Source organism: Phenylobacterium sp. T106, from assembly GCF_057219735.1.
The window spans coordinates 50,258-63,234 of sequence record NZ_JBXVWA010000013.1 but is presented as its reverse complement, the minus strand read 5'-3'; the positions used below and the strand labels follow the sequence as shown (position 1 = coordinate 63,234).

Here is a 12,977-nt window from a genome sequence, read left to right as displayed (position 1 = left end):
CCGCGTGACCCCGCGCACGCGCGTGCTACCTCTGGGCGCATGCAGTTGACGGCCGAAGAACGCAGTTGGCTGGATGGCGCCTGCGGACCCGGCGTCGCCATGGCCATGCGCATTCTCACCCAGATGGGACGGATCCTCGGTGCGGACCGGCTCATCCCGATCAGCTCGGCGCACATTGACGGCTGTCTGTATCATGGCCCGGCGGGCGTGGATTTCGTCGAGCGGTTGGTCGCGGGTCGCGCCCAGGCAGCCGTGCCGGCGACCCTGAACGTCGGGGCGCTGGACCTGCGCCGCCCGGACCGGGTGCGGCTTGATCCGAACGCCCACGCGCTCGCCCTCCGGCAGATGCGCGCCTACGAGGCCCTGGGATGCGCGCCCACCTGGACATGTGCGCCGTACCAGGCGGGCCACCGGCCAGCCGCGGGCTCGGACATCGCCTGGGCCGAGAGCAACGCCGTCGTGTTCGCCAACTCGGTGCTGGGCGCTCGCACAAACCGCTACGGCGACTTCATCGACATCTGCGCTGCAATCACCGGTCGGGCGCCGCGCTACGGCTTGCATGTCCCCGAGAACCGCGCTGCCCGGATCGTGGTGGACGCCGGACGCCTCAGCCGCCGGCTGCGCGGCCTGGATGCCTTCTATCCCGTTCTGGGGGCCTGGCTCGGCCGCGAGGCAGGAACCGAAGTGGCCGTGATCGACGGTCTTGTCGGCCCGGTCTGTGAGGATCGGCTGAAGGCGCTGGGCGCTGCGGCTGCTTCGAGCGGGGCCGTCGCCCTGTTCCACGCGGCCGGCGTCACGCCTGAGGCGCCGGATGTCAGCGCCGCGCTGCAGGGCGAGCCGCCCCGGACCACCCTCTCCCTGACCTCCGACATGATCCGCGAGGCCCGGGATTCGCTGTCCACGATCGCCGGAGGGCAGCTGGACGTGGTGGCGCTGGGAAGCCCCCACTTCTCGCTCGCCGAAGTCGAGACCTTCGAGAAGCTGCTCGACGGCCGGAAGCTGCGCAGACCGGTCTATCTCTGCACCGGCCGGCACGTGGCGGATAGGCTCGCCGCCGATGGGCGGCTGGCCGAACTCGAGGCCCGTGGCGTCGAAGTTATCGTCGACACCTGCGTGGTGGTCACACCGGTGCTCAAGGGGCTGACCGGTGGCGTGCTGATGACCAATTCCGGGAAGTTCGCCCACTATGGCCCCGCCAATACAGGGTATGCGGCAGTCTTTGGCTCCCTGCGCGACTGCGTCGAGAGCGCCGTGGCAGGCCGCGTCTTGCGCGACGAGGCCGCATGGGCCTGAAGGGCGAGGTGGTTGTCGCCGGCGCGGGAGCCGGGCCGCTGGTGCGTCTGACCCGACCCATCAGTTTCTGGGGTGGCGTCGACCCGCGCAGCGGCAGCATATCCGACCCGCGCCATCCGCAGGCGGGTGTCGCCCTGGCGGGGCGAGTCGTCGTCGTCGCCAGCCTGATCGGATCCAGTTCAGGAAGCTCCGTCCTGCTTGAGCTCGTCGCGGCCGGCATCGGGCCCGCCGCCCTGATTCTGGGTGAAGCCGATGCCATCACGGCGCTTGGCGCGCTGGTGGCCCGGGAGCTCGACTTTGCCGCTCCGCCGATCATTCAGTTCCCGGCTTGCCGCTTCGATGACCTGCCGGACCCTTGCCGCATCACTGCCGGGGGGCTGATCCTTGCCGCATGATGCTGCTCTGATACCTTGGCCCCGTGGCAGCCTGCGCCGCAGCGCCGCATCGGGGGTTGGCTTCATGCCGTTGACGGGACGGTTCGCGTGGGACGTCGACGACGTGCCGGCTGCGGACGTCACGGCATTCGTGCGGCAGGCGGATCGCCCGCAGGCGGGCCGCCTCGACACGGCCCAGCCGCTCGCCGACGGCGTGGGCGCACGATACCAGCTCGATGGTCTGGAAGGGACCGGATATCGTGAGTTCATCCGGGCCTCGGACGACCTCTTCGTCGTCCTCGTCGACACCGTGGCGGCGTTGGACTGGACGCTCAAGTTCGTCGAGGAGGATTTCCTCACCTTCCAGTTTCGGCTCGAAGGCGCCTCGGCGGAGCTGACCGGCGATCAGGAGGAGCCGGTGGAACCCGACACGAGCTTCTTTGGCGTCGATCTGCATCCCGCCGGCATGGAGAAGGTCGTTTGGATTCCGAGCGGAGTGCGCTTTCGGCAAGTCTCGGTGAAGCTCAAGCCCTCGTTCGTCAGCCGCATGCTCGGCGCAGCTCCGGATTGGCTGCCGGACACGCCCCGCGCATATCTGGGCGGCGGAGCCGCCGAGTTCTTTAGCCTTCGTCTACCGCTTTCCGCCGCCATGCGGCAGGCCTGCGTCGATCTCCTCGACTGTGCATATCAGGGCCCCTTGCGGCGCGCGTTCGCCGAAGCCAAGGGCGGCGAGCTGCTCTGCCTCGCCCTTGACGCCCTGGCGCGCCGCGACCAGGCGCGGGCCCTCCCCGTGCGCCTGTACGAGCGCGATATCGCTCGCCTCCGCGAGGCGCGCGAGATACTCGCCGAGACCTACGCGGACCCCCCGCCGGTGACGCGCCTCGCGCGGCGCGTGGGTCTCAATCGCAACAAGCTGGCGTACGGCTTCAAGCACATCTTCGGGCTGACGATCTCGCAGTACCTGCAGATGCAGCGGATGGAGCAGGCTTACACCCTGCTGAAGGAAGGGCGGATGGGGGTCGCGCAGGCCGCGGAAACCGTGGGCTACGCCGATCCGGGGGGCTTCGCGAAGCTGTTCCGCCGCCACTTTGGCGTCCTGCCAAAGGATGTGCTCCAGGAGGGCGTCAACCGGCCCCGGCCCGAGCCGGCTGCGACTTGAACCGACGCGGCGACAGCGTCTCGGCGGAGACGCCGTGAGCCTGGAAAACGTCTGACGTCTCGCCCTGAAGCAGGATGTCCGCCGCGGCGCGACTGAACGCCGGCGACGTTTGGATGCCCGACCCGCCCAGGGCCGCGGCCCAGAAGAACCCGGGTGTTGTCTCGCACCACCCCGCGACCGGCTGCGCATCGGGACTGAATGTCCGCAGGCCGGCCCACCGGGCCAGTAGGCGGCGAACCGGGCGGTTCATCACCTCCTCGGCCATCCAGGCGGCCGTCGCCACGTCGATCTCCTCCGGCGCGGCGTCGCAGGGCTCAGAGGGCGTCGCGTCGCCTGGACAGACCATAAGCCGGTCCCCCTGGGGCTTGATGTAGAACCCGCTCTCGACATCGTCGATGCACGCAGCGCCACGCACCTCCATTCCCTCCGGGGCGTCGATGAGGATCGCCGTCCGTCTCTTGGGGACAAGCCCGAGAGGGGCTGCGCCGAACAGCGCAGCGATCTGGTCTGCCCAGGCCCCGGCGGCGTTCACGACAACCCGCGCTCGCACCTCGTCGGCAGCCGTCAGCAGGCGCCAGACATCGCCCTCACGACGCGCGTCGAGCAGCGCGGCGCCCGTCAGCGTCTCGGCGCCGGCCGACCTCGCGCCGCTTAGGTATCCGTAGAGGAGCGCGTCGACATCGAGCTCGCCGTTGAGAGGATCCCAGAAGGCCGCCTGGACGACACCCGGCGACAGAAACGGCGCCCGCTCGCAAGCCTCCGCGACGGAGATCTCGCGGACGTCCACCCCGGCGGCGATGCTGCGCTCGTAGAGATCTGAAAGAGCCCCGGTTGCGCCAGCGCGGGCGTAGACCACGTCGCCGCGCACTCGCAGCAACTGGGCCGGGCTGAAGCCTTCAGGAGGGTCAAGGTAAAACGGCTCGCTGAGCCGCGTCAGCGCCTGGATGGCGCCGCGCGCGTGCACCAACGACCATTCCGCCGCGGAGCGTCCGCTGGCGTGAGCGCCAAAGGCCGCCTCGGTTTCGAGCAGGAGCACCTTGAGGCCCGCACTCGATAGCCTCCAAGTGAGACCCGCCCCCGCTACACCGCCTCCAATGACAGCCACATCGACATCGCGCATGCTGACATGCCATGCCGCGCCCGAAGCGCTTTCGCCAGAGAGTCCACACCCGCAAGGGACGAGCAGCGGCTTCCTCGTGAGATACGTCCTTGACCGCAGTCTTCTGGCCGGCTGAAGGCGCCTGCCGTGAAGCAGCAACCGAACTGGGAACGGCGCGGCCGCGTGGCAGACGCCGGCGTGAGGTCCCGCAAGTGTGCGAGGCTATCCGATCCCGCTCCACCTCCTGCGCGGACGCTCGATGTCGACTGCGGGTTGGCCGGGATGAGGTCTTCGCCCACGGCCCAGCGCAGAATGCGGCGGATTGAGGCTAGGAGCCGGTTCGCACTGAAGGGCGATGTGGCGTGCTTGGCGTCCATTGCGGCGCGTACGTCCGCGCGTGAAATCTCGCCGATCGACCTATCCTTCCGAGCCGCGAGGTCGACCCGGACCTTAGGCTCTTGTCGCTCCGACCAGCGGCCGGCGGCGAGATGTTCCTTATCGGTCCCGATCCTTCCGCCCCCTGGCGCCGGGACGGGACGCCTACTTCTCGAAGACCAGCTTCTGCGGCCCCTGGCCCAGGTAGAACTCGGCCGACTTGGTCACGCCGGCGCGGCGGACGTTGACGAGGTTCTCCTCGTCGGCGTGGGCGTCTTCCAGGAGGTCGCTGTCGACGGTCACGGCCCGGGTGGCCGCCTTCGGCATCTGGCCCGCATAGACCAGCTCGACGTCGTCGCCGGCGAGGTTCGTCCGGCGGTGGACGAGCACGACCGGCTTGCCGTCGGCGTCCCACAGCCGGAAGGCCCGCGCCCCATAGGCCTCCAGCGCCTTCACGGCGTCGGGGTCGTCGAGGCTCTGCTGGGCGTTCGGCGCGATCACCGACAGCGCCGGCTCGACATCGTGGGCGGCGGCGCGGTGCGTTACGGTGACGGCGCCGTTGGCCGCGTCGATCTCCACGACCGTCAGCGCCTCGTGTCCGCGGTGGGCCGCCGCCGGCGTCGAGAGCGCCAGGAGCGCCCCGATCGCCGTCAGGACCCGCCTCACTTCTTCTCCTCGGCCTTGGTCGCCGGGACCGGGTTCAGGCCGTCGGTTGTGACCCGCAGGTCGTTGTCCTTCAGCTTGTCGCCCTCGTCCTTCTCCGGCCCGCTCACCTTCAGCGTCCGCGCCTGGCCCGCGCCTTCGTAGACGTTGTTGCCGCGGTCGGCGTCGGCGGTCTCCCACAGCGGGTCGATTTCGGCCTTCTTCAGCGTCTTGGCCGTCACGTGCTGCCAGGTCACCTCGGCGCTGTTGCGCCGCCAGATCTCGGCCGGGATCCGGATCGTCTCGGTGGAGCCGTCGGCGTAGTCCAGCTTCAGGATCACCGGCATCACCACCCCGCCGACGTTCCTGAAGCGAAAGCGGTAGAAGGTGTCGGTGGTGTTGCGCGCGGTCCGCTCGGCCGGGGTCAGCTCCTCGTCGGCGGCCTTGGCCTTCTTCCGGCTGGCCGCCGTGGCGTCCTCGCGGCCGATGGCGTCGTAGTAGTCGCGCACCTTCGGGTCGCGGTCGGCGACGTAGCCGCCGGTGTTGCGGCTCTCGGTCAGGCTGGCCGGCTCCTCGGCCCTGCGCTGCGCCCGCAGCCGGGCCGCGGCGTCGGCGTCGGCCGGTTCCAGCTGGCCCGCGACCACCCGGTCCAGCGCGATGTCCACGTGGTCGGTCGAGTAGAACCAGCCGCGCCAGAACCAGTCGAGGTCCACGCCGCTCGACTCCTCCATCGTGCGGAAGAAGTCGTAGGGCGTCGGGCCCTTGAACCGCCAGCGCGTGGCGTAGTCGCGGAACGCCTTGTCGAACAGCTCCCGGCCCAGGATCGTCTCGCGCAGGATCACCAGCGCCGTCGCCGGCTTGTGGTAGCTGTTGGCGCCGAACTGCAGCAGCGAGTCCGACTGGGTCATGATCGGGACCTGGTTCTCGCTGACCATGTACTCGACGATGTCCTTGGGCTCGCCGCGGCGGCTGGGGAAGTCCTTCGACCAGCGCTTCTCGGCCTGGAACTGCAGGAACGAGTTCAGGCCCTCGTCCATCCAGGTCCACTGCCGCTCGTCCGAGTTCACGATCATCGGGAAGTAGGTGTGGCCCACTTCGTGGATGATCACGCCGATCAGGCCGGCCTTGGTGCGCTCGGTGTAGGTCAGGTCCCCGGTCTTGCGGTCCTTGATCGGGCGCGGACCGTTGAAGGTCATCATGGGGTATTCCATCCCCCCGTTGATCCCGTTCACCGACTGGGCCTTGGGGTACGGATAGGGGAAGGCGAACTCGTTGTAGACCTGGATGGTGTGGGCGATCGCCTTGGTCGACCAGGCGTCCCACAGGGGCCGCGCCTCCTTGGGGTAGAAGCTCATGGCCATGACCAGCGGCTGCTCGGCGCTGTCCTGGCGCACGCCCATGGCGTCCCACACGAACTTGCGGCTGGAGGCCCAGGCGAAGTCGCGGACATTCTCGGCCCGGAAGGTCCACGTCCTGGTCCCGGTGGGCTTGCCCTTTTCGGCCGCCAGCGCCTCGGCCGGCGTCACGATGTAGACGGGCTCCCTCGCCGTGCGCGACTGCTGCAGGCGCGCCGCCTGGGCCGGCGTGAGGACCGCGCCCGGGTTGGTCAGGTCGCCGGTCGCGGCCACCACGTGATCGTTCGGGACCGTCAGCGAGACGTCGTAGTCGCCGAACTCCAGCGTGAACTCGCCCGAGCCCAGGAAGGCCTTGTTGTGCCAGCCCTCATAGTCGGTGTAGCGCGCCAGGCGCGGGAACCACTGGGCGCCCAGGAACAGGCAGTTGCCGTCCTCGTCGGGCCTGGTGAAGCACTCGTAGCCATCGCGGGCGCCGGTGACCTTGGTCTCGTTCAGGGCGTACGACCACTCGATCGTGAAGCTGACCGAGCCGCCGGACGGCAGGCTCTGGGGCAGGTCCACGCGCATGAGGGTATCGACCACCTTGTGCGGCAGCGCGCGGCCCGAGCCGTCGCGCACCGCGGCGATCTTGAAGCCGCCCTCCCACTCCTTGAACTTCTGCACGCGCTTCAGCGTGGCCAGGCTGATCTCGTCCGAGCCGCCGACGGTCGCCGTGCGCTCGGCGATGGAATCCCGGCGGAAGATGTTCTGGTCCAGCAGGAGCCAGAGATAGGTCAGCCGGTCGGGCGAGTTGTTGCGGTAGGTGATCGTGGCCTTGCCGAACACGGTCTTCGTCGGCTCGTCCAGGCGGGCCTGGATCCTGTAGTCGACCTTCTGCTGCCAGTAGCGATGGCCGGGCGCGCCGCTGGCGGCGCGGTAGTCCGTGGGCGTCGGCCACGCTTCGCCCTCGAGCTGCCGGAAGGCGTCCTTCCAGGGCGCCTTGGTCTGCTGCACCGGATCGGCCAGCGCCATCGACGTGGAAAACACGCCGGCCAGGACCGCCACCGCGGCCAATACAAGCTTCTTCATGTACGCCCCGAACCCACGCCGGCCCCGTTCATCCCGCCGTTGGGGCCGGTTGGCAAGGCCATATGTGTTATGAAGTAACGCTGGGATGCGGCGGCCGCGGCGGTTGCCGATATTGAGGGCGGAACCCCGGTTCCGCGGCTACTTGCGCAGCAGGCCGTCCAGCCGCGCCTTGATCGCCTCCAGGTCGCGCAGGGCCTCCACGAGGCCGCTGGTGTCCCGCGTCGCCGGGCCCCGGCCGGGCGTCTCTGCCGCCGCCTCGACCGTCCTCGCCGGCGCCTCGCCCTCGCCGATCGCCGCCAGCCGCTTCAGGCCCTGCTCGCGCTGGAGCTTCTGGACGCCCTTGATGGTGTAGCCCTCGTCGTGCAGCAGCCGACGCACGCCGCGCAGCACGGCGATGTCCGAGGGGCGGTAGAACCGGCGCCCGCCGGCCCGCTTCATGGGCTTGATGAAGCTGAACCGCGTCTCCCAGAACCGGAGCACGTGCTGGGGCACGTTGAGTTCATCCGCCGCTTCGGAGATCGTCCGGAAGGCGTCGGGCCCCTTGGCCACCGCGGTTACGCGGTCCTCACCGCGGCGTCCTCATCGGGACAGCGCGCGGTCGACGCGGGCCTTCATCACCTGGCTCGCGCGGAACCCGATCACGCGGCGCGGGTCGATCGCGGCAGGCTCGCCGGTCTTGGGATTGCGCCCCATGCGCGCCCGCTTGGCGCGCACCTGGAAGACGCCGAAGCCGCTGAGCTTGACCTGCTCGCCCTTCTCCAGGGCCACGCACATCAGCTCCAGCACCCGCTCCACGAGCTCGGAGCAGTCCTGGCGCGTCAGGCCGACCTGCTCATGGACCGCCTCGCAGAGGTCGGCCCGCGTCACCGTCGCCCCTTTCATGATCGCTCGGGTCCCCGCAGCCACGTCGTTCATTGCGCTTGATTGTCCTATCGGCACAGAGACTTCAAGTCACACTTTACAGCATAAGCGCAAGCGGACTCAAAGGCGAAGAACGCACGCGCCCCAGGTCAGTCCGCCGCCCATGGCCTCCAGCAGCAGCAGTTGCCCGGGCTTGATGCGACCGTCGTTCAGCCCCTCGTCCAGTGCAAGCGGAATCGAGGCGGCCGAGGTGTTGGCGTGCTCGGCCACGGTCGAGATGACCTTGGTCTCGTCGATGCCCAGCCGGCGCGCGACGCCCTCCAGGATGCGCTGGTTGGCCTGGTGCGGGATGAACCAGTCCACGCTCGGCACGTCGATCCCCGCGTCCGCGGCGGCCGCCACCACGGCTTCCGAGATGTTCACGACCGCATGGCGGAACACCTGGTTGCCCTGCATGCGCAGGTAGCCGGTCTGCCGGTTGGTCGAAACGCCCCCGTCCACGTAGAGCAGGTCCTGCTTGGTCCCGTCGGCGCGGAGCGCGAAGCCCAGCAGCCCGCGGTCGGCCGTGGTCCCCTCGCCCTCCTGCGGTTCCAGCACCACGGCGCCGGCGCCGTCGCCGAACAGCACGCAGGTGCCACGGTCGGTCCAGTCCATCAGACGCGTCATGGTCTCGGCGCCGATGACCAGGGCCACCTTGCTGCGGTTGCGCGCCACGAAGCCGTCGGCCACCGACAGCGCGTAGACGAAGCCCGAGCAGACGGCCTGCACGTCGAAGGCCACGCCCACGGGACATCCCAGCTTGCGCTGCACGATCGTCGCCGTGGCGGGGAAGGTCAGGTCCGGCGTGGTGGTGGCCACCACGATCATGTCCACGTCGGCCGGCGTGCGGCCCGCCGCGGCCAGCGCGCGGCGCGCGGCCTCCACCGCCAAGTCCGAGACCGGCGTCCCGTCGTCGGCCTGCCGGCGCTGGCGGATTCCGGTCCGCTCGCGAATCCATTCGTCGGACGTGTCCACCACCTTGGACAGGTCCTCGTTCGTCACGATCCGGTCCGGGAGGAAACCGCCGACCCCGGTGACGACGCTACGCACGACTTTGGGCAATTCAGGCGGCTCCGTCCGCGGCTGCGGGTCCCGCGTCGGCGAGCGCAGCGGGAAGCCGCCTCATATTCCGTTCGATCTCGGAGGCAAACCCGCTTTGCGCCAGATCGGCCGCGGCCTTCACCGCCTTGGCGAAGTCGCGCGTCTCCGCCGAGCCGTGGCACTTTAGCACCAGACCGTTCAGGCCCAGCAGCGGCGCGGCCGGCGGCGGGCTGATCTTGTCGCGGAACGTCATCAGCGAGGGCCGCGCCAGCATCGCCCCCAGGCTGGCGAAGACATCGCGGGTCAGGGCCTCGCGCAGCTCGGCGTACATGAAGCGCGCGGCGCCCTCCATCGCCTTCAGCGCGACGTTGCCGGTGAAGCCGTCGGTGACCACCACGTCCACCGAGTCCTTGGTGATGTCGTCGCCCTCGACGAAGCCCTTGTACTCCAGGTCGATGGCGCCCTCGCGCAGGATGCGGTGGGCCTCGCGCACCTCCTCGTGGCCCTTCATCTCCTCCGAGCCCACGTTCAGCAGGCCCACGCTGGGCCGGGCCACGCCGTGGGCCGCCCGGTGGTAGGCCTCGCCCATGATGGCGAACTCCACCAGCCGCCCGGCGTCGCAGTCGACGTTGGCGCCCACGTCCAGGAAGGTCGTCACGCCCTTCGCGTGCGGGATCGACGCCACCAGGGCCGGCCGGTCCAGGTCGGCGCTCATCCGCAGGATCAGCTTCGAGATGGCCATCAGCGCGCCGGTGTTGCCCGCCGACACCGCCGCCACGGCCTGGCCCTCGCGGATCGCCTCCACCGCGTTCCACATCGACGAGCCCTTGCCCCGGCGCATGGCCTGGGCGGGCTTCTCGTCCATGGCGATCACCTTCTCGGCGTGCCGCAACTCCACCCGGTCCAGCGGCAGCTTCGCCCGCTGGGCCTCGGCCCGCAGCGCCGCCTCGTCCCCGTGGATCAACAGGCGCGCCCCGGCCGGCAGGGCCGCGAGCGCCTGCGCGCACGCGGGGATCACCACGGACGGCCCATGGTCGCCGCCCATGGCGTCGATCGAAATCACCAGTGGCTGGGTCAGCGCTCGTCCCTCAACGCGCGGAATCGCCGGCGACCATAGCCCGCCGGTTTGCAGAACGGAAACGGGGCCGGACGGATGAACCCCGGGCGCCTCGCTCACGCACGCCGATCGTAAGGCAGGCCCGCCAACCAGGCCGCCACGTCTGGCTCGGGAAACTCCTCGCCGTAGAGGTCCCGCCAAGTGGGGTTGTCCGCTTCGATCAGCATGATCTTCCAGGACCGACGCCACGCCTTGATGCGCCGCTCTCGCTGGACCGCGCCGGCGCGGGTCTCGTGCCGTTCGAACCACACCAGCAGCGTCACACCGTACCGCGCCGTGAAGCCCGGCCTGACCTTGGCGCGATGCTCCCAGATCCGACGTTGCAGCCCGTCGGTCGAGCCCACGTAGAGCGTACCGTTGCGGCGGCTGGCGAGCATATAGGTGTAGAACATAGTTCTACTTATGTTCTCGCACTTTCCCGGTCCACTCCCGACCGTCCCGGCGAATGCCGGGACCCAGATCGAATGGCTCCGAGCGGGGGCGTGCGCCCCTGGGGCGGCTCGGCCTCGCCTCTGGCGCTCGCAATCTGGATCCCGGCATTCGCCGGGATGGCCGGGGGTCAGAGTCCGTCAGCCCAGGCTTGCGCCGGCGCCCTACCCCTTCCGGTCCTTCAACGCCTTCAGCGCCGCGAAGGGCGAGGTTTCCTCGGCCGGCGCCTGGTACTCGAAGGTCGCGCCGGGCTTGCGCGGGAACGGGTCCAGCTCCAGCGCCAGGTGCTCGACGACGATCGCCGCCACGTCCACCGCGTCGCCGTCCAGGATGTCCGGGGCGTCCGGCGCGTCGGGATCCAGTTCCAGCTCGCCGCCCTCGGGCGCCGCCGCGTTCGGGCTGCCCGCCGGCACTGCGCGCAGGTCGATCTCGCCGTCCACCGGCTGTTCGAAGGCGTCCAGCGACACGCCGCAGACCTGCTCGACCACGGCGTCGAACCGGCCGGTCACCTCTACCCCGTCCAGCCACGGCTTCACCGTCACCTGCGCCGCCAGGCTCGGCAGGCTCACCAGCCCCAGCTGCCGCGCCAGCGCCGCGCGCTGCGCCTCGTCAGGCTCCAGCGACAGCCGCACCGGCCCGCGGCCGGCCTCGTGCAGCTTCACGATGCGCGACCAGCTCACGCGGGCCTCCACGCGACCCGCCCGGCCAGCAGCTCGTCCAGCGGCTGCGCCGCTAGCGCGTCCCGCTGGCCGACCACATAATCCGCCAGCGCCGCGGCGCGGCCGTCGTCGGCCCCGGCATAGACCGTGCGCCCCAGCAGCGCCTCCAGCTCGGTCCGGTCGGGCAGCGCCGCCAGCGCCTTCTCGAACGAATTCACGCGCCCGTAGAACGCCTCGCCCAGCTTGCGCATCTTCTTGCCCACCGACAGGTCGCCCACGCCCATCTCGCGCAGCGAATTGTCCAGGGCGCTGACGTAGGTGTCGAACAGGGCCTGGGCCGTATCCGCCGCCTGCGGCCCCTGGCCCTTCAGCCGCGCCAGCACCAGGTAGACGTGGAAGCTGTAGACCTCGAAGCGGCCCTCCGGCGTATCCGGCGCGCCCAGCGCCGCGTAGAGCCCGGGCGTCCGCGCCTGGACCACCGTCGCGGCGTACAGCGCGCGGCCGGCGGCGACCGTGGCGCGGGGCTTGAACAGGGCCTTGAGCATGGCGAGCCTCGATTTCGCCCCAGAGGTGGGTCTAAAGGCGGCATTGAACTAGGGACCGCCGGGCGATAGGTCAAAGCCTCTTGCCGCTTCGGCCGATCAGAAAACGAGTCCGATGACCCGCCACGCCGCCCATCTTCCCCGCATCGGCGCCGCCTTCGCCGCCGTCGCCCTCGTGGCGGCCGGCGTCAGCGCGTGCTCCCCGATCACCAGCTACTCCGGCTTCCAGGCGATCGATTCCGACCCGAAGGACGTGAAGATCGGCACGGACACCAAGTCGACCGTCCGCGCCAAGCTCGGCTCGCCGTCGGTGCAGTCGACCTTCGACCCGAACGTCTGGTTCTACGTGAACCAGATCAAGGAGCGCGTGGCCTTCCAGCGGCCCCGGGTCACGGCCCGCAACGTCACCGCCATCGCCTTCAACAAGGACACCGAGCTCGTGGAGACGGTCAACGTCTACACCCTCAAGGACGGCAAGGTGATCGCCTTCAACAACCGCGAGACGCCCACGCGCGGCCGCGAGATGACCGTCCTCGAGCAGCTCCTCGGCAGCGTCGGCCGCGGCGGCCTGCTCCCCCAGGACGACGAAGGCGTCCCCGGCAGCCGCCCCGGCGACCGGCGCTGACGGTCATCCGGTTCGCCGCGAGGCGTACCCCACGCACGCTCCTGTCATCCCGGTTTGGGCGCAGCCCAAGACCGGGACCCATAGACTCCGCGCCTCAGGCAACCCCCCCCCGCCGCACCCTCCCGCCCAACCACCCGCGCGTATGGATCCCGGTCTTCGCTTCGCGAAACCGGGATGACAGCTGTGAGGGTGTTGGAGCGGCGACTGCCGAACCATCGCCCCCCTGTCATCCCGGTTTCGCCGCCAGGCGAAAACCGGGACCCATAGACTCCGCGCCTCAGGCAAACCCCCCAGCCGCC

At 70.0% G+C, this 12,977-nt stretch carries 14 protein-coding genes; 4 read left to right on the top strand and 10 right to left on the bottom strand.

Translation table 11 applies throughout. The features are described 5' to 3' along the window. Nucleotides 1-39: 39 nt before the first annotated feature. The 3 genes from AC2D8W_RS20975 to AC2D8W_RS20965 all read left to right on the top strand — a co-directional run bounded on the left by AC2D8W_RS20975 (nt 40) and on the right by AC2D8W_RS20965 (nt 2,826). A complete protein-coding gene (locus AC2D8W_RS20975; protein WP_484673163.1) occupies nt 40-1,293 on the top strand; it encodes an aconitase X in 1,254 nt (417 codons plus the stop codon). Continuing rightward, nucleotides 1,284-1,688 (top strand): aconitase X swivel domain-containing protein, encoded by a 405-nt coding sequence (locus AC2D8W_RS20970; RefSeq protein ID WP_484673162.1) that lies wholly within the window; start codon nt 1,284-1,286, stop codon nt 1,686-1,688. The genes AC2D8W_RS20975 and AC2D8W_RS20970 overlap by 10 nt, the downstream gene beginning before the upstream one ends. 64 nt (nt 1,689-1,752) lie before the next feature. Next, a complete protein-coding gene (locus AC2D8W_RS20965) occupies nt 1,753-2,826 on the top strand; it encodes a helix-turn-helix transcriptional regulator (RefSeq protein WP_484673161.1) in 1,074 nt (357 codons plus the stop codon). On the opposite strand, the gene AC2D8W_RS20960 is transcribed toward AC2D8W_RS20965, so the two are convergent. From AC2D8W_RS20960 to AC2D8W_RS20915, 10 genes are all read right to left on the bottom strand, one after another. After that, nucleotides 2,792-3,946, bottom strand: a complete 1,155-nt coding sequence (locus AC2D8W_RS20960; protein ID WP_484673160.1) for an NAD(P)/FAD-dependent oxidoreductase — start codon at nt 3,944-3,946, stop codon at nt 2,792-2,794. The two genes, AC2D8W_RS20965 and AC2D8W_RS20960, sit on opposite strands and share 35 nt — an antisense overlap. Nucleotides 3,947-4,465: 519 nt before the next feature. After that, entirely contained in the window at nt 4,466-4,966 is a 501-nt protein-coding gene (locus AC2D8W_RS20955; RefSeq protein ID WP_484673159.1) for a DUF6702 family protein, read from the bottom strand. Then, on the bottom strand, nt 4,963-7,365 hold the full coding sequence (locus AC2D8W_RS20950) for a M1 family metallopeptidase (protein ID WP_484673158.1): 2,403 nt from the start codon (nt 7,363-7,365) through the stop codon (nt 4,963-4,965). The genes AC2D8W_RS20955 and AC2D8W_RS20950 overlap by 4 nt, the downstream gene beginning before the upstream one ends. 138 nt (nt 7,366-7,503) lie before the next feature. Further along, nucleotides 7,504-7,914, bottom strand: coding sequence for a MerR family transcriptional regulator (locus tag AC2D8W_RS20945; protein ID WP_484673157.1), 411 nt, complete (start codon nt 7,912-7,914; stop codon nt 7,504-7,506). Nucleotides 7,915-7,944: 30 nt separating this feature from the next. Beyond that, nucleotides 7,945-8,247 carry an integration host factor subunit alpha gene (locus AC2D8W_RS20940; RefSeq protein ID WP_293364679.1) on the bottom strand — a complete coding sequence of 101 codons (303 nt, stop codon included), beginning with the start codon at nt 8,245-8,247 and terminating at the stop codon, nt 7,945-7,947. Between the two features lie 99 nt (nt 8,248-8,346). After that, nucleotides 8,347-9,327 carry a beta-ketoacyl-ACP synthase III gene (locus tag AC2D8W_RS20935; protein WP_293480254.1) on the bottom strand — a complete coding sequence of 327 codons (981 nt, stop codon included), beginning with the start codon at nt 9,325-9,327 and terminating at the stop codon, nt 8,347-8,349. Between the two features lies 1 nt (nt 9,328). Next, nucleotides 9,329-10,384, bottom strand: coding sequence for a phosphate acyltransferase PlsX (plsX, locus tag AC2D8W_RS20930; protein WP_484673192.1), 1,056 nt, complete (start codon nt 10,382-10,384; stop codon nt 9,329-9,331). Between the two features lie 95 nt (nt 10,385-10,479). Beyond that, nucleotides 10,480-10,815: a GIY-YIG nuclease family protein gene (locus tag AC2D8W_RS20925; RefSeq protein WP_484673156.1), complete on the bottom strand. Its 336-nt coding sequence runs from the start codon at nt 10,813-10,815 to the stop codon at nt 10,480-10,482. A gap of 201 nt (nt 10,816-11,016) precedes the next feature. Next, a complete protein-coding gene (locus AC2D8W_RS20920) occupies nt 11,017-11,532 on the bottom strand; it encodes a YceD family protein (RefSeq protein WP_484673155.1) in 516 nt (171 codons plus the stop codon). After that, complete coding sequence (locus tag AC2D8W_RS20915; RefSeq protein WP_484673154.1) at nt 11,529-12,056, bottom strand: ubiquinol-cytochrome C chaperone family protein; 528 nt, start codon at nt 12,054-12,056, stop codon at nt 11,529-11,531. Before AC2D8W_RS20915 ends, AC2D8W_RS20920 begins: the two co-directional genes overlap by 4 nt. 112 nt (nt 12,057-12,168) lie before the next feature. On the opposite strand from AC2D8W_RS20915, the gene AC2D8W_RS20910 reads away from it, so the two are divergent. Next, nucleotides 12,169-12,678, top strand: coding sequence for an outer membrane protein assembly factor BamE (locus AC2D8W_RS20910; RefSeq protein ID WP_484673153.1), 510 nt, complete (start codon nt 12,169-12,171; stop codon nt 12,676-12,678). The last annotated feature ends 299 nt before the right edge of the window (nt 12,679-12,977 follow it).